This window comes from Streptococcus sp. oral taxon 056 str. F0418, from assembly GCF_000220065.1.
Taxonomy (GTDB): domain Bacteria; phylum Bacillota; class Bacilli; order Lactobacillales; family Streptococcaceae; genus Streptococcus.
In genome coordinates this window covers 1,362,557-1,386,745 of record NZ_AFQU01000001.1, presented here as the reverse complement: position 1 = coordinate 1,386,745, position 24,189 = coordinate 1,362,557, and the positions used below count along the sequence as shown (strand labels likewise).

The window sequence follows — 24,189 nt, the reverse complement described above, 5'->3', positions numbered from 1 at the left end:
TCACGATTATAGCACTGGTAAGTTTTTTCTTCAAATCTAAAGCAACTATCTTACGAAAATACCTTCTTTAACACTTCCCCAATCGTCGTCACACCGATGACTTGAATACTGTCTGGAACTTTGAGGCCGTTCAGAGAGTTTTTAGGAGCGTAGACTTTGGTAAAGCCCAGTTTTGCTGCCTCGTTGATGCGCTGCTCGATACGATTAACACGACGGATTTCGCCAGTCAGGCCAATTTCACCGATAAAGCACTCTTGAGGGTTGGTAGGCAAATCTTTGTAGCTGGAAGCAATGGCTACCGCTACTGCTAAATCAATCGCTGGCTCATCTAGCTTGACTCCACCAGCTGACTTGAGGTAGGCATCTTGATTTTGCAGGAGGAGTCCTGCCCGTTTTTCCAGAACCGCCATGATGAGGCTGGCTCGGTTAAAGTCCAGTCCAGTCGTGGTTCGCTTGGCATTGCCGAACATGGTCGGTGTCACCAAAGCCTGCACCTCAGCCAAAATCGGCCGCGTTCCTTCCATGGTGACGACGATAGATGAGCCTGTCGCGCCATCCAGCCGCTCTTCTAAAAAGACTTCACTTGGATTGACAACCTCAACTAGCCCACCAGACTGCATCTCAAAAATGCCAATCTCATTGGTCGAGCCAAAGCGATTTTTAACTGCCCGTAAAATACGGAAAGTGTGCTGACGTTCGCCCTCAAAATAAAGCACAGTGTCCACCATGTGCTCTAGCGTTCGGGGACCAGCTAAGGTTCCTTCCTTGGTCATGTGACCAACGATAAAGGTCGCGATATTATTGGTCTTGGCCAGCTGCATGAGCTCAGCTGTCACCTCGCGAACCTGAGAAACAGAACCTTGAACACTGGAAATTTCCGGCGACATAACCGTCTGAATGGAGTCAATAATCAGAAAATCTGGCTTGATTTTCTCAATCTCTGTGCGGATATTTTGCATATTGGTCTCGGCGTAGAGATAAAATTCACTATCAATATCACCGAGCCGTTCCGCTCGCAGCTTAATTTGCTCAGCTGATTCCTCCCCGCTGACATAGAGGACGGTACCCTGATGAGAAAGCTGAGTGGACACCTGCAGAAGCAAGGTAGACTTCCCGATACCAGGATCTCCACCAATCAGGACCAGACTGCCAGGCACGACGCCACCACCCAGCACACGGTTGAACTCATCCATTTCCGTCTTGGTCCTGTTGACATCAATCGAAGTGACCTCAGCCAGCTTCATGGGCCGGGTCTTTTCGCCTGTCAAGGAAACACGGGCATGCTTGACCTCAGCAGCCTCTACTTCCTCAACAAAAGAAGACCAAGCTCCACAATTAGGACAGCGGCCTAGATACTTGGGCGAATGATATTCACAATTTTGACAGACAAAGGTCGTTTTTTTCTTAGCGATGAGATATCTCCTTTATATTTCTAATTCACATTCAATAAACTGGCAAAAATCAATCTGCTGATCAGCTACAAACTGGCGGATAAGCATACGATGGGCTACAAGAGCTACCGTCTCGTAGTCTCTGTATTTGCTTATGGTGTGCAAAAAGCGGGCTTTCATCTGCTCAGCCGTCTCATACCAGACAGAACTTCCTACAGGAAGTGAGCCTTTATTTTCAAAAAATAACTTCCGAGCCTGCTCAAACTTTTCTGTCCCACTTTCATATACCTGCCATTCATGTAGAAAAGGCTCCACAAAAAGCGGTAGTTGGCGGTTTCGAATCAGATAGGAGGCCGTCTCCAAAGCCCGCGTCACAGAAGATGAAATCAGAATTTCCGCCTGTTCCAGCAAAGGATTAGCAGCGGCCTCTGTCGCCATCCGGCGACCAGCAGCCGACAAGGGAGCCAAATCTAGTCCAAAGCCAGTGTAACCAGCCTCTTCCAAAAGTGAATAATCTGGCTCTCCGTGGCGGATGAAAATGATTTTCATACTAATGTCCTGTTGACCCAAATCCGCCGGTCCGCAGGCCTTCAGCCTCATCTCCATCCGCAATCAGAAATGGTGCAAAGACAGCCTGAACCACACGTTCCCCAACTTCGAGGACGACTTCCTGATCTGTGATGTTTTTCATCTGAGCAAAGATATGCCCTTCGTTTCCTGGATTGCCATAGTAGTCGCCATCAATGACTCCAACGGAGTTAATCAAGACCAGACCTTTTTTCCGAGGATTGGACGAGCGGTCGTAAAGATAAAGCACCTCGCCCGGCTGCATGTAGGCTTTGACACCAGTCGGAACTAGCTCAATCTCCCCTGGCGCAATGGCGATGCGCTCTGCCACTTTTAAGTCGTAACCTGCTGCGTGAGCCGTCTCTCTCTTGGGCAGCAAATCTTTATTTGTAAAGCTGGAAACCAGCTCAAATCCACGAATTTTCATAGAGTTCTCTTTTCTATTTTTGCTGTCCCTATTATACTAAATTCGAAAAAAACAAGCAAAAAAACCGCCGATTGGGCGGTTCTCCCTAGTATAGATCTCTGATGATCTCTCCATTATTCAGATAGGTAAATTGCTCCGTCAAATCTGATGTGAAAACTTGATACATTTCTTTAAAGCTCAAGGCCAGCGAGTGGTGATCAAGATCCTCGCGTTTAATCCAGAACACTTCTCCTTCGTCGGACGAGACCAGCTCTCCTTCAAAACGATTGGTTTTGTAAAGAAAAACGACGTAACGTTCATCCTTTTCGGTATAAAACTGCTTGACACCGCATAACCTAGGCTCATAGATGGTCAGACCTGTTTCCTCCTTGATTTCCCGTATCACTGATTTGACAAAGGATTCACGATTTTCAACATGGCCGCCTGGAAAGCAAAGGCCGGTCCAATCATCATTTACTTTATTTTGCACTAAAATGCGGTCCTCATCATAAACCATGCACATATTTGTTAAAATAACTCGCTCCGCTCTTGACATCTCTGCTCCTCCATCTATCGACCGATCCGCTCGGCCTACTTGTGACTCATTATAACATAAAAGACATCAAATTGATGAAAATCTAGATTTCTCAGCCTTTCAAGCAAAAAAACCGCCAATTGGGCGGTTCTTATAGGGAGATTATTATGAAAAAGAAAAGTTTTAGGATTTCTAAACAAAGTTAGGAGGTCTTTGTTTATGGTCTTAGTATAGAACACTTATCTTAAATTTTCCTAAAAGTAACTTAAAAAAATGAAATAATTTTTTACAGCTCTTGCAAGAGGTACTGAAACAGCTCCAAATTGCCCTTTTCTTCATTTATTAAGAACTCTGGATGCCACTGAAGGCCGATGATCCGGCGACCATCTACTGACTCAATGGCTTCAATGGTATTATCTCTGGGATCAAAGGCTGTCGCTCGAAAATTAGGAGCCAAGTCCTTGATGCTTTGGCGATGAACTGAGTTAATCCGACTTGCCCTACCAAACAAACGCTCCACAACGCTTCCTTTCTCCGTACAAATAGAATGAGAAGTGCCAAATGGTGCTCCTTGCCAGTGATGATCAATATGCTGATTAAGAGTACCACCAAAAGCGACATTTACCAACTGCAGACCTCGGCAAATAGCCATAACTGGCTTGTTTTGGCGCAGAGCTTCTTTCAGGAGTGCCAGCTCAAACTCATCGCGGGCAATATTGTAGTCGTCACTATCAATAGTCTTTTCTTCCCCATAAAACTGCGGGTGGACATTTTGTCCTCCTGACAAAATCAGCCTGTCTATCGTTTCCACATAATCTTCTACTAAGCTTTTATCTCCAAGAGGAATCACCATGGGCAGGCCACCAGCCAACCGTACGCCGTCCACAAATTTACGTGAAACAGATGTGTGAATATTCTTTCCCGTTTCATCTACTGGGCAAAGATTGGCTGAAATTCCAACAATTGTTCTGCACATACCGTGATCCCCCCTTATTTTGATATAGTATATCTTACCACGGCATTGCTAAACCGTCCAATAAATTTTTTTAAAGCTGGTTATAAAAAATATTTATCAAAATTGGGCTAAATAAAAAAAGCCCTTGAATGAAATACCATTCAAACAAGGGAAAAGTGAATAGATGAACTTCTTACTCAAATACGAATTGATTATGATAAAGTTCTGAGTAGAAGCCGCCCAGTTTGAGGAGTTGGTGATGATTGCCTTGCTCAATAACCTCTCCGTCTTTGAGAACGATGATCTGGTCAGCATTGAGAATCGTCTTGAGGCGGTGGGCAATGACAAAGCTCGTTCGACCAGCCACAACAGTTTCCATGGCCTGCTGAATCTTACTCTCAGTTACCGTATCGACATTGGAAGTCGCTTCGTCTAAAATCAAGACTTGCGGATCCGTCAGCAAAGTTCTAGCAATGGAAATCAGCTGTTTCTGCCCAGTTGAGAATATATTCTGGTCATCATCCACGATGGTATCGTATTTGTCAGGCAGACTTTCAATATAGTCATGAATATGGGTCGCACGCGCAGCAGTTTCGACCATTTCCTGGCTAGCATCCGGCACACCAAAGCAGATATTGTCCCGAATCGTGCCACTAAAGAGCACCGAATCCTGCAAGACAATACCCACACGGCTCCGTAGGCTGTCCAACTCATAATCTCGAATGTCGCGACCATCAAACTCAATGCTACCACTATCCACATCATAAAAACGATTTAGCAAATTCATAATGGTCGTCTTACCCGATCCAGTAGGGCCGACAACAGCTGTCATCTTGCCCTTAGGCGCTAAGATAGACACATCTTTGAGGATAGGTTTACCTTCTACATAGGAGAAGTCTACATGCTTGATCTCCACCGCATCCTTAAGCTCTGTGAATTCAGGTGCATTCTCCGGCCGGACTTCCTCTGGTGCATCAAACATCTCCTGAATCCGATCAGCCCCTGTAAAGGCCAATTGCAAACTGCCCCAGCTAGCTGCAATCTGGATGATAGGCTGATAATATTGTTGGGAAAATTGTGCATATGTCGTGATCAATCCAATCGCAACAGCTGCCTCAATATTCGAGTCATTCAGTAAGAGAGCAGAGCCTGCAAAGATGACAATAGCAGTATTTATCAGGCTCATCCCATTCATAATTGGGAAAAGAAGCCCAGAAAAAGCTCGACCTTTAAATGTCGCTGAACGAACTCTATCATTTTGCGCAACAAAGCTATGAATGACTTCCTCTTGCATTCCTTGAACGATAATCGCTTTTTGCCCAGAAATCACCTCATCCATGAAGGCATTGAGCTGACCAACCTCTTTTTGCTGAAGGTTAGTGTATTTTCGTGCCAAACGTACAATAGCAATTAAAATAAGAAAAGCCACTGGTGTGCTTGCTACTGTAATCCAAGCTAATTTAGCATGTTGGACAAACATGATGATCACTAGACAAATATAGAGTAAAACATTGCTCAATACTTGGATCATACTTTCGTTCAAAGCTTGAAGAATATTGTCTAAGTCACTCGTAAAACGTGATAGGATATCCCCGTCCTGATGACGATCAAAAAAGGCAACAGTCAGTTTAGCTAATTTCCCAAAGAGTCCCTTGCGCATCTCATTAGTGGAATGAGAAATCACGCGTGTCATTAAGACCATATAAATCAAACTAGAAACTGATAAACAAAGAAAAATCAAAAAGAGATTTCCCATAATTGCACCAAAAGTTGTTAAAAGCAAGCTCGTTTCTTCTCCGCGAGAAAAAGCAGCCCCCAGTTCCACTAGATGCTGAACAGCCTGGCCGACATAAATTGGGAAAAGCACTTGCAAAACAGTTGAAACCACCATCATCAGGATGACAATGATAAATGATAGTTTATATTTTTTAAAATACTGCCAGAAGAATTGCATTGTTCGCATTTTATTCCTCCTTTCCCTTTTGTGTCTCGTAAATTTCACGATAGACATCGTTAGATGCGACCAATTCCGCATGTGTCCCCTGGCCAATCAGTCGCCCCTGATCCAAGACCAAAATCTTATCTGCATGCACAACTGAGCTAATCTTTTGTGCAATGATAATCGTAGTTGTCCCTTTCAAGTCCTTGTTTAAAGCTTCTTGAACTAGCTTTTCTGACTTAGCATCAAGTGCGGACGTGGAATCATCCAGGATCAAAATATTGGGATGACTAACAACCCCTCTAGCAATAGACATGCGCTGTTTCTGACCACCAGAGAAATTGCTTCCTCGCTCCTCTACCTCACTATCAAAACTCTCCTTCATTCGATTGATAAATTCACTAGCTTGGGCAATTTGAGCAGCTCGCTCCATCTCAGGCAAGGAAGCATCCAGTTTACCTTGACGCAGGTTGTCAGCAATAGTCCCTTTAAAAAGGATAGCCTTTTGTAAAACAATCGAAATATTCTTACGCAAACTTGCTTGACTCAAATTTCGCAAGTCTTTACCACCAATTTTTATAGCACCTTCCTGAGGATCAAAAAGACGTGGAATCAGCTGAGCCAAAGTCGATTTTCCTGCCCCTGTCGCTCCAACAACTCCAATCATCTGACCTGGCGCCACATCAAAACTAATATCTTTCAAAATAGGCGTATCGTCTGTTGGATAAGTGAAATTTACATGCTCAAAGCTAATACTACCTTCCAAATCTTCAACAGCTGTTTCCTGAAAAGTCATAGCCGGTTCTGTACCTAACACTTCATTAATCCGGCGCATTGATATGATAGCTCTCGTCACACCATTGCCCAAGAAACCGACCATAATAATAGTGAAAATAATTTGATTTAAATAGCCGATAAACGAAGCAATCGCACTAACAATTCCTGCATCAGTTGATACCATACTAGACAAAGCCCAGATAGCTATATAAACGGCTCCATAGCCTACAAACATCATCATCGGCTCAACAACTGAAAAAGCATAGCCAATAAACAGATTTTGTGATAAAAGTTCGTCAGAAACCTGTTTAAACTTAGAAAACTGCGCTTGTTCTTGCACAAATGACTTAACGACTCGAACCCCCCGAAGATTTTCCTTAGCAATGGAGTTCATGCGCTCTAATAAAATTTGAAATTTTTGAAAGCGTGGCCCCATCATTCCCATCATAATGCCTGTTAAACTAGCCACAATGATGATTAAAAGGGCAATAATCCACCAAAGCGACGGTACCGTTGCAATCGCCAAAACAACCGATCCGACAAATAGAATTGGTAAACGAAGAAGGATTTGAAACATCATCATGACCAAATTCTGTATTTGATTGATATCATTGGTCATTCGGACAACTAGATTTCCCGCATTAAACTGCTCAATATTCGCATAGGAAAAAGTTTGGATTTTTCGGAAAGTCTTTTCTCGGAGATCAGATGAAACGGCTTGAGCTACATAAGCTGCCATCGTTACATTGATCCCTCCAGCTATTAGGCCAACAAGCCCCATACCAATGAGCCATCCACCCGTTCGATAAATCGTATCTCCATCACTCACCTGCAAAGCATCCAACACCTGCTTTAATAACCACGGTTGCAAGAGCGAACTTGTAATCATCAAAATTGTCATTACAACTGAACACAAAACAAACCACTTATACTTAAATAAAGCCTTTATCAACATAATTCCCCTATCTTTCTATCCTCTCTCTTGTATTCTCTTAACTATATCATAGATAAAAGTAAAATAAAATTATAAGCCCAACTTTTAACAGAAAAGATACCACATTTTACTTTGTAAACGATTTTTTCTTTTAATATGGTAAAATAGAAGAGAATAGTCTAGTTAGAAATGGAAAAATACAAAATGGATAAACAACGAGTTGCTGTAATCGGTCCAGGTTCTTGGGGAACAGCCTTGTCGCAAGTATTAAATGACAACGGCCACGAAGTCCGAATCTGGGGAAATATTGCCGAGCAGATCGATGAAATCAATCAAGCACATACCAATAAACGTTATTTCAAAGATATCATACTCGATGAAAAAATTAGAGCTTACCATAGCTTAGAAGAGGCTTTAGAGGGCGTAGATGCTGTCTTATTTGTTGTACCAACTAAGGTCACACGACTGGTCGCTAAACAAGTAGCTCAAATACTTGATCATAAAGTCAAGATCATGCATGCTTCAAAAGGCTTAGAACCCGACAGTCATGAGCGTATTTCAACAATTCTGGAAGAAGAAATTCCAGCAAACCTACGCAGTGAAATTGTCGTTGTTTCAGGTCCCAGCCATGCAGAAGAAACCATCGTTCGAGACATCACTCTCATTACCGCTGCTTCCAAAGACTTAGAGACCGCTAAATACGTACAAAAACTCTTCAGCAATCACTACTTCCGCCTCTACACAAATACAGACGTAGTTGGCGTTGAGACAGCAGGGGCTTTAAAAAATATCATTGCTGTCGGAGCTGGTGCTCTACATGGTTTAGGCTATGGAGACAATGCCAAAGCTGCTATTATTACCCGTGGTCTGGCCGAAATCACTCGACTTGGTGTCAAACTTGGCGCTAATCCACTGACCTACAGCGGATTGTCTGGAGTTGGTGATTTGATTGTGACTGGAACATCTGTTCACTCACGTAACTGGAGAGCAGGAGACGCACTCGGGCGAGGTCAAAAATTAGCCGATATTGAAGTCAATATGGGCATGGTTATTGAAGGAATCTCTACAACCAAAGCTGCATATGAACTGGCTCAAGAATTAGATGTCTATATGCCTATCACACAGGCAATTTATAAAGTTATCTACGAACATCAGGATATTAAAGATGCTATCTTTGAAATCATGAACAATGAATTCAAAGCAGAAAACGAATGGACTTAACCATTTTATATATAGAAAGGATTTAATAATGTCAAAAGTTAAAAAAGCTGTCATTCCAGCTGCTGGTCTTGGTACACGTTTCTTACCTGCTACCAAGGCTCTAGCAAAAGAAATGCTACCTATTGTAGACAAGCCAACCATTCAATTTATCGTCGAAGAAGCGCTCAAATCTGGTATCGATGACATTTTAGTCGTAACCGGAAAGTCAAAACGCTCAATCGAAGACCACTTTGACTCCAACTTTGAGTTAGAATACAACCTCAAAGAAAAAGGGAAAAACGATTTGCTAAAATTAGTGGATGAGACTACTGGCATTGGACTACACTTCATTCGCCAGAGTCATCCGCGTGGACTAGGAGATGCTGTTTTACAAGCTAAAGCCTTTGTCGGAAATGAGCCTTTTGTTGTCATGTTGGGAGATGACCTCATGGATATTACCAATGACAAATCGATCCCACTAACCAAGCAACTGATGAATGATTATGAAGCAACCCATGCTTCAACTATTGCTGTCATGCAAGTACCACACGACGAAGTATCCTCTTATGGTGTCATAGCACCACAAGGCGATGGCGTCAATGGTCTATACAGTGTTGAGAAATTTGTAGAAAAACCAAGCCCTGAAGAAGCTCCAAGCGATTTGGCCATTATTGGTCGCTACTTATTAACACCTGAAATTTTTGAAATTTTAGAAAATCAAGCGCCAGGAGCTGGCAACGAAATCCAGTTAACTGACGCTATTGACACCCTGAATAAAACGCAACGTGTATTTGCTCGAGAGTTTAAAGGAAATCGTTATGATGTCGGTGATAAGTTTGGCTTTATGAAGACATCTATCGACTACGCTCTCAAACACCCTCAAGTCAAAGATGACTTAGAGCAGTACATTATTGATCTAGGCAAAAAATTAGAAAGCAAACAAAAATAATTTTTTTAGTTAATTTTGAGACTCAAGACATTCAACTCTCTTTTAAAAGATCAAAAAGCATTTCATACCATTTGTGTTGCGTATTTCTTGAAAACTTATTTTAATAAGTCGCTAACTTAAATTAATGAAACGGTCGTTGAAACAGCATAAAGATAAGAAAGAGCGCTAATCCTATATAAGCCAATGTTGCCATTAATCTCTGAGACAAAGTAAAAGCATAGCGTTCTCCTGAAACCGGCAAAATCACCGCACCTAATGCTCCTCCTACAAGACCTCCTAAATGTCCAGCAAGACTGATTCCTGGCAAGAAACTCATGATAAGATTGACAGCCAGTAGGCTCATATAGGATTGCCCCAACTGCTGGATGTAGTAATTGCGTGTCGTATATCGTAATACAATAACCGAAGAAAAGAGTCCAAACAATGATGTAGACGCACCTGCTGCCAGGGTATCGGGCGAAAAATATATCACAAAAACATTGCCCATAACACCTGACATCAAGTACAATAATAAGAATTTCCAAGAACCAAAAATCGCCTCAATTTGTCGACCAAGGAAATAAAGCGTCAGCATATTGACAACAAAATGTTCGAGGCCAATATGAATAAACATAGCAGAAAATACTCTCCAAAATTGACTTGGATCAGCTTGTATGGTGTAGCCATGTACCGCTCCAAATTGATATAAAGCTTCCAGTCCCTCATATTGGAAACCGTAGGAAGCAAACATCAAAATAAATATAATCGTTGTAATAATAAGCAAGATACTAGTGACCGGGTAGTCCCTATCAAACATTTGTTTCATACGTAATCAACTCCTTTACTGCAATATCATGTTTTGCAGGAATAAAGCCTGCCTGCTGCACTTGATAAATAGTACTGATCGTCTGCTTTTTAAAATCTGCCAAATAGCGATCATAATAACCACCACCATAGCCAATTCTAAATCCCTTAGGATTAAATACCACACCAGGCACATGGATAAGATCAATCTCTTCCTTATTCACAGCAAGGCTACTTACTGGCTCTAGAAGACCAAAAGTGCTTTTTTGCAAAGACTTCTCATCATATTCTACAAAAATCATTTTCCCTTTAGGGTAGGTCTTAGGTATCAAGATTTGTTTGCCATCCAGCAGAGCTTGCATGACAAAAGATGAAGTATCTACTTCATGTGGCATAGATAGATACGTTGCAATTACTTTTGCCTGTTGATAGGCTGTCGATTGAAGCAGTCGTTGCGTTAGCCAGTCGTCAGCCAGTTTTTTTTCATCCGTAGAAAGTTGTTTCATTTGATTCAAAACAAGCTGTCTCAATTCCTTTTTTCCCATATTCATCCCCTTTTATCAAAGCTCTTGTCCAGCTTCATTATCTTTTAGTCGGACAAATCCTGATGCAGAAGTTTACAATCTATTGGCTTTTATTATAACACATAACAAGTCTTACCTTAGCCTTGATGTATCAAAAAGAGGGTTGATACCAACATAAACCCTCTTTATATTTAACGATCCATAACTGAAAAATCATTTCTTTAGTGTAGACTCCTCGATTGATAAGAGGGCCATCGGCACAATAATCAGTAGCATAGCAATCACCAAAGGCATATCCAAAACCATCCCAAGAAATAAGACACTCAATACAGCCGACGATAAAGGCTCACTTGCTCCTACAACAGCTACAATCAAAGGTGACACCAAAGAAGCCGCCTTCATAGATATCAAAAAAGAAAAGGCCGTTCCAAAAAGAGCAATGATAATAGAAATAGCAATACTCAAACCGTCTAATTTAAATGGAACATGGTAGATCGGATAGAGAAAATTACTAAGTAGCCCGGCTGTTAACATCCCCCAACCTACAGTATTAAGCAGGCCATAACGTCTAGCAAAGCGTTGAGGTAAGACAACATTAAATACAACTGCTAAAGCACTGAGAAGACCAAATAAAAGCGCTAGGGGTGTAATGGAGAGATTAGACAAATCCCCTTTTGTTGTCATTAAAAATACGCCAGCCATAGCTAAAACCACATAAATCAAAGCCGTATTTGAAATACGTTTTTTGGCAATAAAAAAATCATAGACCAACATAAAAACTGGGCTAATATACTGTAAAATCGTCGCAGTTACAGCATTAGAATACTGGATGCAGAGATAAAAGAAAAATTGAACCGAAAAAACACCTAAAATAGCATAGGTCACAAAAGGGAAAATATTCTTTTTTTCTTCCAAATGCCCCAGATTTTTTTAGAATCTTGGATTGCAGCTATGACTAGAACAACCAGCCCAGCAATAACCAATCGCATAGAAGTAATCCAGCCAGAAGTCACTGAATAGTGAGCAAAAAAATATTCTCCTAAAATTCCACAAATTCCCCAAACAATACCGGATAATAGGGCATACAAAGTCCCTTTAAAAATCTGTTTCTGATACTTATTCATTTTTCCATTGTAACATAAATATTTTCAAGAAAAAAGATGATAGAAAAAAATTTGTAAAATTTCTGTAAGGGGCATAAAATCACATTCGTTTAAGCTAAAAAAACCTAGACAGTACTTGTCTTAGGCTTAAAGAAATGTAATCCTATCATCAACTATTCGTAGGCTTATTTAATCAAGTTCAAAAGTAACAATAGCCGGCTTAGTTCCTGAAAAATCCATAAAAGGTTTGATTTCAAGTTCTTTACTTCCTGAACCATTCACACCAAAATGCTGGACCGCTCCTTCATAACTACGTCCTGCTGAAATCGTTTCCGTGGTATTTGAATTTGCATAGGTTTCCATTTTTTTGCCACCCACATACAAGTCCATTCCCATACCCACAACTGCATCTTTATCCGATAAATTGGTCACATTGTATGTCACTTTTAAGACTTTTTCAGGATTGCTTTGTTCAAATTGATTGCGTTCTTCTGTCCATTCAACATTCGTGATGGTATATTCCGCTTTCCCTTCAAATGTTATCTTATCCCCAATACCATATGTTTTCTTCTCTTTTGATACAGAATTAGTAGAGGAAGCTATATCCTTACCTTCTGTTTTTTCGATTGTGTTGCCGTTTTAGCACAAGCTGTTAGTATTAAAATATTAGCTCAACAATCTTATTATTTTGAAATTTCGTTTCATCAATAATCTCCTTTTTACCATATTTTTATGTTCTAACATTAACTATTTAAAAACTTTTTGACTATTTTATACAAAAAAAGCTAGAACCTCTGTCCTAGCTTTATAAAATCTATATCTCTAATCGCTTTACAAACGAGCGTTGAGTTCCTTGCTCAAATCTTCAAATCCTGGTTTACCAAGAAGTGCAAACATATTGCGTTTGTATGCTTCAACACCTGGTTGGTCAAATGGGTTGATGGCATTCAAGTAACCTGAAAGGGCAATGGCCAATTCGAAGAAGTAGATAGTATAACCAAGAGTGAAAGCGTCTTGCTCCGGAAGAGTCACATACATATTTGGTACATCACCATCAGTGTGGGCAAGAAGAACACCGTCAGTTGCTTTTTTGTTTACAAAGTCAACGTCTTTTCCTTGAAGGTAACCAAGTCCGTCAAGGTCTTCTTCCAAGCTAGGGATAATCACGTTCTTGCGTGGTTTGTCAACACGGACAACTGTTTCAAACATGATGCGAGTTCCTTCTTGGATAAATTGACCCAATGAGTGCAAGTCAGTTGAGAAGTTAGCTGAAGTTGGATAGATTCCTTTTTGGTCTTTTCCTTCTGATTCACCAGCCAATTGTTTCCACCATTCTGAGAAGTATTGAAGTGATGGCTCGTAGTTTACCAAGATTTCAGTAGCGTAGCCTTTGCGGTAAAGGATGTTACGAACGGCTGCGTATTGGTAAGCTTCATTTTCAGAAAGTTTGTCTGAAGTGTAGTCTTTACGAGCTGCATTTGCACCTTCCATAAGGGCTTTGATGTCTGCTCCTGATGCAGCGATTGGAAGCAAGCCAACTGCTGTCAAGACTGAGAAACGTCCACCGATGTCATCTGGAACCACAAATGTTTCCCAACCGTTCGCATCCGCTTCAACCTTAACAGCACCTTTTTGGCGGTCAGTTGTTGCGTAGATCCGTTTGTTGGCTTCTTCTTGACCGTATTTCTTCACCAAAAGTTCTTTGAAGACACGGAAAGCGATCGCTGGTTCAGTTGTTGTACCTGATTTAGAAATCACGTTTACTGAGAAGTCTTTGTCTGCTACGTACTCTACCAAGTCAGCAAGGTAAGTAGATGAAATTGAGTTTCCGGCGTAAAGGATTTGTGGGGCTTTGCGTTCTTCTTTTGTTTGCAAGTTCGCAAAGTGATGGTTCAAGAAGTCGATGGCTGCTTTAGCACCAAGATAAGATCCACCGATACCGATCACAACCAAGACATCGCTGTCTGCTTTGATTTGCTCAGCAGCTTTCAAGATGCGGTCAAATTCTTCGCGGTCGTAATTTTCAGGAAGGTCCAACCAACCTAAAAAGTCGCTACCAGCACCAGTTCCTTTGCGGATTAATTCATCTGCTGCTGTTACTTGTGATTGCATGTATTCCACTTCATGTGGAGCAACAAATTTTTCCAAAACTTTTGAATAGTCAAATTTAATATGTGACATGATATTCCTCCATTTTCTTTTCTTTAATATGATAACGCTTTAAGACTTTTTTAGCAAGCAAAACCTCGCTTTAAAACGCTTCCAATTTATTTTTTTGCAAGTTAGCAAAAGCTAATAGGCACTTCAAAGCAATCGTTTGCGTAATTTACTGAATTTCTCCTGCTCCGCTTAGGGTTCCTCTTCATAGAAAAAAGCCTAAGATTCTATCCCAGACCAGAACATTTCTTATATATTTCCTCAATGGAAAATTCTCAAATGAGGCTTTCTAATCGGAATCTAGTTCTTGCTTCGCTCGAACTGCATCAATGTTCCTAAGCTCATCTGCGTCCTTTGGACTTGATTCGTTAAGGATTTTTATACGGTTTACAAGTATTGACTTACTTCCATCTCAACAAAATATTAGTCTAGCAGTTTAACGCAGTAGCTGATTGGCTCTTCTTTCACTTTACAAGTTTAGAAGAAAGCCTAATCAGCCTTGCGGGGGTGGAACTACGAACAAAAGTTCTGTTCCACTCCCATCCATTGCTCTAAAATTCATCTGCGCCTTTCAGGCTTGACTCATTCAATATTGGAACGTAGTTCTCGCGTTGCTCGAACTGCATCAATGTACCTAAGTTCATCTGCGTCCTCTGGACTTGATTCACTAAAAGACTCTATCCAGTTTACAGATTTTTCCCTTATGGGAAAAACTGCATCCATAGCTCTAAGATTCATCTGCACCTTTCAGGCTTGATTCATTAAGAGCAATAGAAAAGAGCACACAGTTTACTTCGCTTAGGGCTGCTGGATTCCTCCCCTGACCCGCTTCACGCAAAACTGTTGCTCCATGAATAGTATATCATATTTTTTTACTTTTGGCGACGATTTCTGAAAAAATCTTGCATGATTTGAGCGCACTCTTCTTGGAGAACACCTGTCTCCACTTCTACTCGATGGTTTAGACGTTCATCCGTCAAAATATCATAAAGGCTGCCAGCTGCGCCAAACTTCTGATTTGCTGCTCCGTAGACAACATGGGGAATGCGCGCTAAACCGATTGCTCCACTACACATGACACAGGGTTCAATGGTCACAAAAAGAGTCGTATCCAGCAAGCGCCAGCTATTTTCGTGCCGATTTCCGTCTTCAATAGCCATAATTTCCGCATGCATGACTGCCCGTTGCAATTCCTCACGTGCATTATGCCCACGACCAATAATCTGACCATCTTTGACAATGACACATCCGATTGGAATCTCATCGTTTTCTAAAGCAATCTGAGCCTCTTTCAAAGCCTCTCGCATAAAGCATTCTTTTTCTTCTTGACTATAATCCATAGGTTTTCTTTTATCCTTCAAATTCTCTTCTGCTCTATTATAATGTTTAGAGCCAAAAAAAGCCACCAAGAATCTTGGTAACTTTTTAGGAGATTATGAAAAATTTTAGGATAGATATATCATACATTCCCTTACTTAAAGAAAACTTAAAGTTTTTTAGAAATGATCAAAAGCAGTCGCTTCTATATTTCTTTGTTTTTCTACTAGAAAATGATCACCGGATTGATTAATAAGTAAATCTGCATCTTTTTCATAAATCTGATAAAAGCGCCTATATTGCTCTCGCCGAGCTAGATGCGTCTGCTTTACCCACTCTGATTTGCGCTCCCGTACAGCCACATCTCTTACCAAGCGACGCTTTAACTCAGTCTGATCATCCGTGTAAAAGCAAATTGATAAATCAAACAGATTCTTTGGCAGAAAGGCAGCCGACATACCTTCTACTATTAAAATTGGCTTTTGCGCTGATAAACGCAAACTGGGTGACCAAGATGTGCCAATGGTCAAAATGTCCAGACCAGTCTGCAAGGCGCAAATATCTCGCTCCAAACTGCTTAATTCATGAACAGCTGGGAGGCAAGCTGTTACTTTTTGATGAGGAAAATCCTTAGAACTAAGCAAATCTCGATAAGTTCCAGAAATTACATAATGATCTGTTGTCAACAGGTTGGCTCGTTCTTCACCCAACATTAGTTGGAGCTTTCGAGCAAAAGTTGACTTTCCTGAAGCACCATGACCGTAGATACGCATAGTATGTTTTTGGTCATCTATCAGATACGTTATCAAGCTTTCCAACAATCTCTCTTCATCAGACATGGTGTCTCCTTTCAAATGGAGCTTTTAAAAATTCCGATTGGATCGATTATATCCATAGCGCTCCATAAAATCTTCACGAAATTCTAATAAGTTATCATCCATGATTGCCTGACGTACTTTCTTCATGAGATTAACTAAGAAGTAAAGATTGTGGTAACTAGTCAGGCGGAGTCCAAAGGTTTCATCAGCCTTAAGCAGGTGACGGATATAAGCCCTTGTGTAATTGGTACAAGTGTAGCAATCACAGTTATGATCCAATGGCGTGAAATCTTCTTCAAACTGGGCATTTTTGACAACTAGTCGTCCTTCGCTAGTCATACAAGTACCGTTTCGGGCGATCCGAGTCGGCAGAACACAGTCAAACATATCCACACCACGGATAACGCCATCAATCAAGCTATCTGGTGCTCCAACTCCCATGAGATAGCGGGGCTTATTTTCAGGAAGCAAAGGCGTTGTAAAATCCAGTACAGCATTCATCTCTTCATGAGACTCTCCTACAGCCAGTCCTCCGATTGAGTAGCCTGGAAAATCCATGCTGACCAAATCTTGAGCAGACTGACGACGCAAATCTTCAAAGCCCGCACCCTGAACAATCCCAAAGAGACCTTGGTCGTGCGGACGGCTGTGGGCTTTGAGTCCACGCTCTGCCCAACGGCTGGTCCGCTCAATGGATTTCTTGACATAGTCATAAGGCTGGTAGAACTGGGGACACTCATCAAAGGACATCATGATATCACTTCCCAGATTGTTCTGGATGGAGATGGCCTTTTCCGGCGAAAGGAACATCTTAGATCCATTGAGATGGTTCTTAAAGGTTACGCCTTCTTCTGTGATATTGCGGCTGTCAGCTAGAGAATAAACCTGGAAACCGCCACTATCCGTCAGAATAGGCTGGTCCCAGTTCATAAACTTATGCAGTCCACCCGCACGAGCAATCAGCTCGTCGCCTGGACGTAGCCAGAGATGGTAAGTATTGGCCAAGATAATACCCGAACCCATTTGTTTAAGTTCTTCTGGCGACTGAGTCTTGACCGTTGCCTGAGTTCCGACTGGCATAAACATAGGCGTCGGAAAGGTGCCGTGGGGTGTGATGATTTCTCCCAGGCGGGCACCTGTGTGTTTTTCTTTTTTGATCAATCGATATTGAATCGGTGAATCTGACATTTTTACCTCCGATGCTGGGAAAGACAGTCCCAGATCTTATTTTTAGTGGGAAAACCCACAAGATACTGTATGATTTTATCAAAAAAATCTCTGTCTGTCACGAGGTATGGTATAATAGATAGCATTACTGGAGGTTTCTATGGATTTACGTCAACTACGGGCAGAGGCTTGGCTTCTGGTGAAGCAAGTACGTGGCTGTTTCTCGCTCTTTCTCATTCCAATCATTGTTCCGATTGCTCTCAGTTTCTACACTCGTACACGCCCTGAGGAAGTAGATACTCCAATGCTCCTCACCATTCCACAAATCATTGTGAATGCTATTCAGCAGAATCTCTTTCCTCAAATCCTGAACTTTATTTTATCTATTTTTGTTTTATCTGCCTCTTTCACTCTGATAGATATTCTTCGCAAAAAGCGTTCCGAAGCTATTTTTTCAGATTCACTACGAGCTTTTTCGAGTCAAATATTTACTCAAGTCTTCCTGACATTGCTTTGCAAACGACTTCTGTTATTTTGTTGGGGAGCTTTGGTTTGGATCGGATCTGCTCTCTCTTTGTTTTCAAGCTATCGAGTACTTGATATTTATACCAAAGCAGGTACTGCTCAGCTATCTGAGGAAACTGCTCAGCAAATTATCAATTATTCACCCGCTATGCTTCTTGGCTTACTCCTGATCATTTTAGGGCTTGTGATTGCGTTACCTCAATACTATGCCTATTCTCAGGCAGAATATATCCTTTACGATCAACTGAACGAAGGGACCTATAAAGGAGCGCTTCATGTCCTTCATCAAAGCCGAGTCATGATGAGAGGCTATAAAGATCAGCGATTTCTACTAGATCTCAGCCTTCTTGGCTGGCACTTGCTTGTTTTTATCAGCTTTGGTATAGCAGGGATCTATGTTACTCCTTATATTCATACCACTTCCGTTCTCTTCTATGAAAATTTAAAGGATTTACATAATGAAAAGCACATCTGATCTTGACCAGACGTGTTTTTTCATTTATCGTAATGCAATCTCCAAAACCAGGGGCAGGTCCGATGAAATACTTGGCAGCAGTACACTTAAGCCTTGTGGTGTCTGCTTCCACTCAAGTGATCTTTCATCTCCTAGCAAGGATACTTTTTCTATAATGCCATGAAAATGAGAAATTGGATTTTCTCTTTCATCAGCTAAGGCTTGAATAAGCACCTGTTGCTCTGAAAAAGGCTCCATAAGAAAGGCATAGATGACTCCTCCTTTGACTGTGAAGCGATAATCTTGACTAGTATATTCAATGCAGTTGCCATCCGAGAAAGGACCACTAGCTGGCTGTGTAGGTCCTTCGCCAAACTGACGCCAAGCACGTGAACCATAAATTGCTTGCCCGTTTATTTGTAACCAGTCCCCTATCTCCCTTAAAATCTCTTGATCTTTTTTAGGAATTGAACCGTCTCCTTTAGGGCCTATATTGAGTAATAGATTCCCATTTTTTGAGACTACATCAATCAAGGTATGGATGATTTCCTTAGCAGATTTATAGTCTAGTTGCTCTGTGTAGCCCCAAGAATTGCGTGCAATTGCAGTGTCCGTCTGCCAAGTAAATGGTTGAATCTCTGCAAAACCTCCACGTTCCATCTCGATAATCCCCGAACCAAAAGCCATAGCATCATGTTTATAGCAGATACTTGTTGGCTTACCTGTAGATACACCTAAATTATAATAATAAGCCCCAAAAAGTTTTAAATGTTCCTTAAAAGCCGCATGTTGGATCCACCAGTCAAAATACAAAATCTCTGGCTGATAATCCCGAACAAGCTCACAGGTACGCAGTAACCAATCATCTAAAAATTCCTTGCTTGGATAAGGCTTTGTAAAAAGACTATGATGTTCTGGCTCTGGCATGGCTGGCCAATAAAGCTCTTCTCGTCCAACCTCTCCTGTCACATCACTATCAAAATCCTTACCATGAGAAAAGAAAAAATGGTGCTCTGCTCGATGTGACGAAGTACAAAAATGCAAGGGAGTTTTCTGAGTTTCCTGACTCAATTCCTGTAAAATATCCCGCTTTGGCCCCATTTCTACGCTGTTAAAAGGGGAAAGCTGGCTACTATAAAGCTGAAAACCATCATGGTGCTCAGCTACCGGAAAAATATACTGCGCACCAGCCTCTTGAAAAATTCGCACCCATTCATCTGCCCGAAAATCTTCTGCTGTAAAAAGAGGAATAAAATCTTTATAGCCAAACTCCTTATGAGGACCATAAGTGTTGATATGATGATCAAACTCAGCGGTACCTTGTATGTACATATTACGAGAATACCATTCACTTCCAAAAGCAGGGATGCTATAGAGTCCCCAGTGGATAAAAATCCCAAACTTGGCTTCTTGAAACCATTGGGGGACTTGATAAGTTGCCAAAGAGTTCCAGTCTGGATAAAAAGGGCCTTGATTCGCAACTCTTTGAATTTCTTCTAGAGAGATTTTCATAACGATTTCCTCGCAAATCTATATTAAAGCGTTTTCTTTTATTCTACCAGTTTTTTGGAAAATTAACAGACTATTTTAGCAAAAAATGATTTTGAACTTCCTTATCCATCATATTCACTACCATCAAAAAAATACTCTTCCGTATGAGATATCAGGGTTATCTCATCCTCTTGCTTAACACGATGGTAATCTTGAAAAAAGATGATTTTTTATCTCCTGCATAAAAAAGCGGGATCATAATATGGAAATATTGTGATAAAAATCACAGAATCTCTATCTCCTGTGATTCATTTTAACATTCTGTCTAAATCTTGACAAATCCGCTGAAAAGCTGTCTCTAGTGAATCCTCATCTGTGAAAAAGGCTTCCTCTTCCCAGCCTAAGAAGTCTCGGTCTTTCCACCAGCGCTTCATGTCGGCTGGTGGAAATTCTTCTTGCTTCGCTCTGGTCTGATGACGGTGGACCGTTTCTTCAAAAGTCAAATCATAGTAATACGCTAGAGTCTGAGAACCAAACAAATTCCGCAGTCGCTCTAGCATCTGTCCGTAAATGTCCGTCTCATAAAACCCTTCAACCAGAACTAGCAAATCATGTTCGTAACCAAAGCGTGCCAATGTCTCCGTCAGGCCAATAGACAAATTTCCAGGCTCGACTTTTTCCTTGAGCATGTCCCGTCTAACCGTATCCTGCGATATCAGGAGAGTCCCTCGGCCGTAGTGAGTCTGCAGTTTCCCAGCGAGACTAGACTTGCCAGAGCCGGAATTGCCACGAATGATGACTAACTTGGCCATCTTATTCGCCCAGAATCAAGCGTGTATGCTCGCGTTTAATACAGCGGTCCATGACAATATCATCCCGACCAGCTGCCCGCAAAATCTGCTCAGCTTCCTCACTCTCCAAGCCCAACTGAGCCCAGAAAATCTTGGCATCTGCTTCCAGAAAATCACGCGCTACATCTGGCAAAAACTCGCTACGACGGTAAACATCGACAATATCCACCGGAAAAGGAATATCTTTGAGACTTGCATAAACAGTCTCTCCAAAAATCTGACAGCCCGCTGCTCGCGGATTGACTGGAATAATGCGATAGCCCCGATCTTGCATCTCTTTGGACACACGGTTGCTGGTCGTTTCTTCACGGTCAGACAGTCCGACAACAGCAATTACCTTGCTGTTTTTCAAATAATGCTTGATGATGGCATCGCTGGGATTTTGAAAATGATAAGTCATAGGCTTCCTCCTCATTCATAATAAAGCTGGATAATTTTGCAAGTATTGCGTCTTAACTGAATCCGGGCTAATGAAAAAGATAAGCCTCCTTGCATTCATCGAATGCTGTGTCAGCTTTCTATTTTCACTTTGTGTTTTACGCCCTTGATATCTTAAACTGAACACGAGCTAAAACCTTGGAAAATAGATCATCCGTTCTAGGAGCATCGCTCCTTCGTCCGGCCGCCTAATTTTCAGTCGGTTTTGACGCTCTTTGTATCTTGTTTTATTTCGCCTCGTACCATGTCTGGCCGGCATTTTCATCTGCTACTAGTGGAACGGCCAGCTCAATCGCGGCTTCCATGGTTTCTTTGACTAGCTGGCGGGCAGCTGTTAGCTCGTCATTTGGAACTTCCAGTACGATTTCATCGTGAACCTGTAAGAGCATGCGAGACTTGAAATTCTTTTCTGTCAGTGCTCGGTCCAGATTAATCATAGCAACTTTGAGAATATCTGCAGCGGAGCCTTGGATCGGGCTGTTAATAGCTGTGCGCTCCGCAAAATTTCGGATGTTAAAGTTGCGGGAATTGATGTCCGGTAAAGAACGACGGCGATGGTAAATGGTCTCTACATAGCCCTTATCACGCGCTTCGCGGACGATGGTTTCCATATAATTCTTGATTCCTGGGAAACGCTCAAAATAAGTCTCAATGTAGTCCTTGGCAGCCTTACGGGAAATGCCCAGATTATTGGCTAGACCAAAGTCGGAAATGCCATAGACCACTCCGAAGTTGACAGCCTTGGCATTGCGGCGGTCATTAGGCGTCACATCCTCTGCCTTTTCAATACCAAAGACCCGCATGGCGGTAGCCGTATGAATATCTTCTCCATGCTGAAAGGCACCAATCAAATGCTCGTCCTGAGAAATATGAGCCAGCACCCGCAGCTCAATCTGGGAATAATCCGAGCTGAGAAGCACACTGTCTGCCCACTCTGGTACAAAGGCCTTGCGAATAAGACGCCCCTGCTCCAAACGAACGGGGATGTTCTGCAGGTTCGGGTCAACCGAGGACAGGCGGCCCGTCTGAGTCAAATCCTGAACATAGCGAGTATGAATCTTGCCGTCAGCCGCAATCGCCTCCTGCAGGCCGATGATATAAGTGGACTGGAGCTTGCTGATTTGACGATATTCTAAAATCTTAGACACAATCGGTGCAATGGGAGCTAGGCGCTCCAGCACGTCCACCGCTGTCGAGTAGCCCGTCTTGGTCTTTTTGGTGTACTCCAGCGGCAACCCCATATCCTCAAAGAGAATGGTTCCCAGCTGTTTCGGTGAGTTGATATTAAACTCCTGACCAGCCAGATCATAAATCTCCTGAGTCAGACTTTCCAGCGTCTTTTCATTTTCCGCCTGCATGCCCTGCAGGGTTTCCCGCTCAACCTTGATTCCCGCAATCTCCATCTTGGCTAGGACAAAGGCCAGCGGCTGCTCCATTTCAAGCAACAAATCCAGCTGGTCGTGGGAACGAAGCTGCTCTTGCATCGGTTCTTCTGTTTCCAGCAATACTTGAACCTTACGAGCCAGATGCTCAAAGAGCTGCTCTTGCTCCGGCAAAGCGCGCTTGGCTCCCTTGCCATACACCTCATCATCAGTCGGCAGGATTGTTTGGCCGTAGAGTCGAGCAATAGTCGCCAGCTCATTGTCCTCGACCGTCGAAAGCAGATACTTAGCTAGGCGCGCATCAAAGGCTGCTGCTGGCAGTTCGACACCATAATGACTGAGCAATACCTTGGCCCGCTTGATATCGTAAGTTTTCAGAGCTGTTTTTGCCAAAAAATCCTGAAAGAGAGGCTGCTGCAGTAAGTCGCTAGAGCCGACATAAATCTGACGGCTATCGCCCCAGGCAAGACCGACAACCTCTTCCTTGTGGTAGTTGTCACCCAAAATTTCAAAATAGAAGAATTGCTCTGGTGCCAGCATATCTGCTGTCACCTCAGTCACTTTGGTAAATTCAATTGGTTTGACTTCTACTAGTTCCTGAGCAGTTCCCAGCTGAGCCTTGAGCTGCTTGAAGCCCATCTCGTCATAGAACTTGCTCAGGGTCTCTATCTGCGGACCCTTATAAACCAAATCATCCAGCCCGATTTCAATCGGAGCCTGAGTATTAATGGTAGCTAGAGTTTTAGATAAGAAGGCCTTGTCCTTGTCATTGATGAGATTTTCCTTCATCTTGGAAGCCTTGAGCTGGTCAATATTTTCATAGAGATTTTCCAAAGAGCCGTACTCCAAGAGGAGCTTGAGACCAGTCTTCTCACCAATCTTGGTCACTCCAGGGATATTGTCCGACTGATCGCCCATCAGCGCCTTGAGGTCAATAAACTGCTCTGGTGTGATGCCCATCTTTTCCATGAGGTAGGCTGGGGTAAATTCCTCAAACTCGGCCACGCCTTTCTTGGAAATCTCCACCACGGTATTTTCATCCGTCAACTGAATCAAATCTTTATCGCCACTGACAATGGTCACATCGTAAGGCACAGCTGTCTTTTCAGCCATCTTGTCCAAGGTCCCGATAATGTCATCCGCCTCGTACTGAGCCAAGTCGTAGTAGTGAATGCCTAGGTGCTGCAGCATCTCTCGGATAAAGGGCAGCTGTTCACGAAATTCATCCGGTGTCTTGGCCCGACCTGCCTTATAGTCGGCGTACATCTCGGTCCGGAAGGTCGTCTTGCCAGCATCAAAAGCTACTAGGACATGGGTCGGCTGCACGCGCTCCAAGAGATGATTGAGCATGAGGTGGAAGCCATAAATGGCATTGGTATGCAGGCCCGATGGACTCTTGAAACGGTCAATTTGATTATAAAGCGCAAAAAAAGCGCGAAAAGCAACGGACGAACCGTCGATTAATAATAACTTATTCTTATTTTCCATAGGTTTATTATAACACGAAAGGCTGACAAAGACAGAAA

At 42.3% G+C, this 24,189-nt stretch carries 21 protein-coding genes, 1 other RNA gene and 3 pseudogenes; 3 read left to right on the top strand and 22 right to left on the bottom strand.

What is annotated here, in order from left to right; translation table 11 throughout:
* Positions 1 to 50: 50 nt before the first annotated feature.
* The 9 genes and pseudogenes from radA to HMPREF9182_RS06940 all read right to left on the bottom strand — a co-directional run bounded on the left by radA (position 51) and on the right by HMPREF9182_RS06940 (position 7,525).
* Positions 51 to 1,412, bottom strand: a complete 1,362-nt coding sequence (radA, locus tag HMPREF9182_RS06970) for a DNA repair protein RadA (RefSeq protein ID WP_080979193.1) — start codon at positions 1,410 to 1,412, stop codon at positions 51 to 53.
* A 12-nt stretch (positions 1,413 to 1,424) separates the two neighbouring features.
* Positions 1,425 to 1,940, bottom strand: a complete 516-nt coding sequence (locus tag HMPREF9182_RS06965) for a histidine phosphatase family protein (protein WP_009754531.1) — start codon at positions 1,938 to 1,940, stop codon at positions 1,425 to 1,427.
* A 1-nt stretch (position 1,941) separates the two neighbouring features.
* Positions 1,942 to 2,385, bottom strand: coding sequence for a dUTP diphosphatase (locus HMPREF9182_RS06960; protein WP_009443275.1), 444 nt, complete (start codon positions 2,383 to 2,385; stop codon positions 1,942 to 1,944).
* A gap of 85 nt (positions 2,386 to 2,470) precedes the next feature.
* Positions 2,471 to 2,920, bottom strand: coding sequence for an 8-oxo-dGTP diphosphatase (locus HMPREF9182_RS06955; protein WP_009443182.1), 450 nt, complete (start codon positions 2,918 to 2,920; stop codon positions 2,471 to 2,473).
* 265 nt (positions 2,921 to 3,185) lie between these two features.
* Complete coding sequence (locus HMPREF9182_RS06950; protein WP_009754220.1) at positions 3,186 to 3,875, bottom strand: gamma-glutamyl-gamma-aminobutyrate hydrolase family protein; 690 nt, start codon at positions 3,873 to 3,875, stop codon at positions 3,186 to 3,188.
* A 172-nt stretch (positions 3,876 to 4,047) separates the two neighbouring features.
* Entirely contained in the window at positions 4,048 to 4,836 is a 789-nt protein-coding gene (locus HMPREF9182_RS11175) for an ABC transporter ATP-binding protein (RefSeq protein WP_441347891.1), read from the bottom strand.
* Positions 4,837 to 4,980: 144 nt separating this feature from the next.
* A pseudogene (locus HMPREF9182_RS11170) lies at positions 4,981 to 5,706 on the bottom strand (ABC transporter permease); the annotation flags it as partial.
* Positions 5,679 to 5,817: pseudogene (locus HMPREF9182_RS11165) on the bottom strand (ABC transporter ATP-binding protein); the annotation flags it as partial. The pseudogenes HMPREF9182_RS11170 and HMPREF9182_RS11165, both read right to left, overlap by 28 nt.
* Position 5,818: 1 nt before the next feature.
* Positions 5,819 to 7,525 (bottom strand): ABC transporter ATP-binding protein, encoded by a 1,707-nt coding sequence (locus tag HMPREF9182_RS06940; protein ID WP_009443871.1) that lies wholly within the window; start codon positions 7,523 to 7,525, stop codon positions 5,819 to 5,821.
* 183 nt (positions 7,526 to 7,708) lie between these two features.
* Here HMPREF9182_RS06940 and HMPREF9182_RS06935 point away from each other — a divergent pair, with 183 nt between their 5' ends.
* The gene (locus HMPREF9182_RS06935) at positions 7,709 to 8,725 is read left to right on the top strand and encodes an NAD(P)H-dependent glycerol-3-phosphate dehydrogenase (protein WP_009443693.1); all 1,017 of its coding nucleotides are present in this window, start codon (positions 7,709 to 7,711) and stop codon (positions 8,723 to 8,725) included.
* Positions 8,726 to 8,753: 28 nt separating this feature from the next.
* The gene (gene galU, locus HMPREF9182_RS06930; RefSeq protein WP_009754458.1) at positions 8,754 to 9,653 is read left to right on the top strand and encodes a UTP--glucose-1-phosphate uridylyltransferase GalU; all 900 of its coding nucleotides are present in this window, start codon (positions 8,754 to 8,756) and stop codon (positions 9,651 to 9,653) included.
* A gap of 121 nt (positions 9,654 to 9,774) precedes the next feature.
* Here the strand turns inward: galU and HMPREF9182_RS06925 are convergent, their stop codons facing one another.
* From HMPREF9182_RS06925 to tgt, 9 genes and pseudogenes are all read right to left on the bottom strand, one after another.
* A complete protein-coding gene (locus HMPREF9182_RS06925; protein ID WP_009443154.1) occupies positions 9,775 to 10,458 on the bottom strand; it encodes a rhomboid family protein in 684 nt (227 codons plus the stop codon).
* Positions 10,442 to 10,981, bottom strand: a complete 540-nt coding sequence (locus tag HMPREF9182_RS06920; RefSeq protein ID WP_009754381.1) for a 5-formyltetrahydrofolate cyclo-ligase — start codon at positions 10,979 to 10,981, stop codon at positions 10,442 to 10,444. The genes HMPREF9182_RS06925 and HMPREF9182_RS06920 overlap by 17 nt, the downstream gene beginning before the upstream one ends.
* A gap of 192 nt (positions 10,982 to 11,173) precedes the next feature.
* Positions 11,174 to 12,084 (bottom strand): annotated as a pseudogene (locus HMPREF9182_RS06915) (DMT family transporter).
* A gap of 168 nt (positions 12,085 to 12,252) precedes the next feature.
* Entirely contained in the window at positions 12,253 to 12,507 is a 255-nt protein-coding gene (locus HMPREF9182_RS09620; protein ID WP_128080249.1) for a hypothetical protein, read from the bottom strand.
* Positions 12,508 to 12,894: 387 nt separating this feature from the next.
* Positions 12,895 to 14,244 carry a glucose-6-phosphate isomerase gene (locus HMPREF9182_RS06905; protein WP_009443236.1) on the bottom strand — a complete coding sequence of 450 codons (1,350 nt, stop codon included), beginning with the start codon at positions 14,242 to 14,244 and terminating at the stop codon, positions 12,895 to 12,897.
* A gap of 738 nt (positions 14,245 to 14,982) precedes the next feature.
* Positions 14,983 to 15,080, bottom strand: an RNA gene (ffs, locus tag HMPREF9182_RS09710) — signal recognition particle sRNA small type.
* 12 nt (positions 15,081 to 15,092) lie between these two features.
* Positions 15,093 to 15,560, bottom strand: coding sequence for a tRNA adenosine(34) deaminase TadA (gene tadA / locus HMPREF9182_RS06895; RefSeq protein ID WP_009444008.1), 468 nt, complete (start codon positions 15,558 to 15,560; stop codon positions 15,093 to 15,095).
* A 156-nt stretch (positions 15,561 to 15,716) separates the two neighbouring features.
* A complete protein-coding gene (locus HMPREF9182_RS06890) occupies positions 15,717 to 16,376 on the bottom strand; it encodes a uridine kinase family protein (protein ID WP_009754793.1) in 660 nt (219 codons plus the stop codon).
* Positions 16,377 to 16,400: 24 nt separating this feature from the next.
* Positions 16,401 to 17,543: a tRNA guanosine(34) transglycosylase Tgt gene (gene tgt / locus HMPREF9182_RS06885; protein WP_008808170.1), complete on the bottom strand. Its 1,143-nt coding sequence runs from the start codon at positions 17,541 to 17,543 to the stop codon at positions 16,401 to 16,403.
* 139 nt (positions 17,544 to 17,682) lie between these two features.
* On the opposite strand from tgt, the gene HMPREF9182_RS06880 reads away from it, so the two are divergent.
* On the top strand, positions 17,683 to 18,522 hold the full coding sequence (locus HMPREF9182_RS06880) for a DUF975 family protein (protein ID WP_009754708.1): 840 nt from the start codon (positions 17,683 to 17,685) through the stop codon (positions 18,520 to 18,522).
* Positions 18,523 to 18,546: 24 nt separating this feature from the next.
* Here HMPREF9182_RS06880 and HMPREF9182_RS06875 read toward each other — a convergent pair whose 3' ends face one another.
* From HMPREF9182_RS06875 to polA, 4 genes are all read right to left on the bottom strand, one after another.
* Positions 18,547 to 20,013, bottom strand: coding sequence for an alpha-L-fucosidase (locus tag HMPREF9182_RS06875; protein ID WP_009443598.1), 1,467 nt, complete (start codon positions 20,011 to 20,013; stop codon positions 18,547 to 18,549).
* Between the two features lie 287 nt (positions 20,014 to 20,300).
* A complete protein-coding gene (locus HMPREF9182_RS06870) occupies positions 20,301 to 20,804 on the bottom strand; it encodes a kinase (RefSeq protein WP_009443558.1) in 504 nt (167 codons plus the stop codon).
* A 1-nt stretch (position 20,805) separates the two neighbouring features.
* A complete protein-coding gene (locus HMPREF9182_RS06865) occupies positions 20,806 to 21,243 on the bottom strand; it encodes a CoA-binding protein (protein WP_009754880.1) in 438 nt (145 codons plus the stop codon).
* A 265-nt stretch (positions 21,244 to 21,508) separates the two neighbouring features.
* Positions 21,509 to 24,151: a DNA polymerase I gene (polA, locus tag HMPREF9182_RS06860; protein ID WP_009443791.1), complete on the bottom strand. Its 2,643-nt coding sequence runs from the start codon at positions 24,149 to 24,151 to the stop codon at positions 21,509 to 21,511.
* Between the last annotated feature and the right edge of the window lie 38 nt (positions 24,152 to 24,189).

Bases quoted from the DNA above. Each gene is read 5' to 3' on its own strand.
- HMPREF9182_RS06940 (WP_009443871.1), bottom strand. From the start codon at position 7,525: ATGTTGATAAAGGCTTTATTTAAGTATAAGTGGTTTGTTTTGTGTTCA.
- HMPREF9182_RS06920 (WP_009754381.1), bottom strand. From the start codon at position 10,981: ATGGGAAAAAAGGAATTGAGACAGCTTGTTTTGAATCAAATGAAACAA.
- galU (WP_009754458.1), top strand. From the start codon at position 8,754: ATGTCAAAAGTTAAAAAAGCTGTCATTCCAGCTGCTGGTCTTGGTACA.
- HMPREF9182_RS06925 (WP_009443154.1), bottom strand. From the start codon at position 10,458: ATGAAACAAATGTTTGATAGGGACTACCCGGTCACTAGTATCTTGCTT.
- tgt (WP_008808170.1), bottom strand. From the start codon at position 17,543: ATGTCAGATTCACCGATTCAATATCGATTGATCAAAAAAGAAAAACAC.
- HMPREF9182_RS11175 (WP_441347891.1), bottom strand. From the start codon at position 4,836: ATGTTTGATGCACCAGAGGAAGTCCGGCCGGAGAATGCACCTGAATTC.
- HMPREF9182_RS06880 (WP_009754708.1), top strand. From the start codon at position 17,683: ATGGATTTACGTCAACTACGGGCAGAGGCTTGGCTTCTGGTGAAGCAA.
- HMPREF9182_RS06875 (WP_009443598.1), bottom strand. From the start codon at position 20,013: ATGAAAATCTCTCTAGAAGAAATTCAAAGAGTTGCGAATCAAGGCCCT.
- HMPREF9182_RS06935 (WP_009443693.1), top strand. From the start codon at position 7,709: ATGGATAAACAACGAGTTGCTGTAATCGGTCCAGGTTCTTGGGGAACA.
- polA (WP_009443791.1), bottom strand. From the start codon at position 24,151: ATGGAAAATAAGAATAAGTTATTATTAATCGACGGTTCGTCCGTTGCT.
- HMPREF9182_RS06865 (WP_009754880.1), bottom strand. From the start codon at position 21,243: ATGACTTATCATTTTCAAAATCCCAGCGATGCCATCATCAAGCATTAT.
- HMPREF9182_RS06965 (WP_009754531.1), bottom strand. From the start codon at position 1,940: ATGAAAATCATTTTCATCCGCCACGGAGAGCCAGATTATTCACTTTTG.
- HMPREF9182_RS06905 (WP_009443236.1), bottom strand. From the start codon at position 14,244: ATGTCACATATTAAATTTGACTATTCAAAAGTTTTGGAAAAATTTGTT.
- HMPREF9182_RS06870 (WP_009443558.1), bottom strand. From the start codon at position 20,804: ATGGCCAAGTTAGTCATCATTCGTGGCAATTCCGGCTCTGGCAAGTCT.
- HMPREF9182_RS06890 (WP_009754793.1), bottom strand. From the start codon at position 16,376: ATGTCTGATGAAGAGAGATTGTTGGAAAGCTTGATAACGTATCTGATA.
- HMPREF9182_RS06955 (WP_009443182.1), bottom strand. From the start codon at position 2,920: ATGTCAAGAGCGGAGCGAGTTATTTTAACAAATATGTGCATGGTTTAT.
- HMPREF9182_RS06960 (WP_009443275.1), bottom strand. From the start codon at position 2,385: ATGAAAATTCGTGGATTTGAGCTGGTTTCCAGCTTTACAAATAAAGAT.
- HMPREF9182_RS06950 (WP_009754220.1), bottom strand. From the start codon at position 3,875: ATGTGCAGAACAATTGTTGGAATTTCAGCCAATCTTTGCCCAGTAGAT.
- tadA (WP_009444008.1), bottom strand. From the start codon at position 15,560: ATGGATTATAGTCAAGAAGAAAAAGAATGCTTTATGCGAGAGGCTTTG.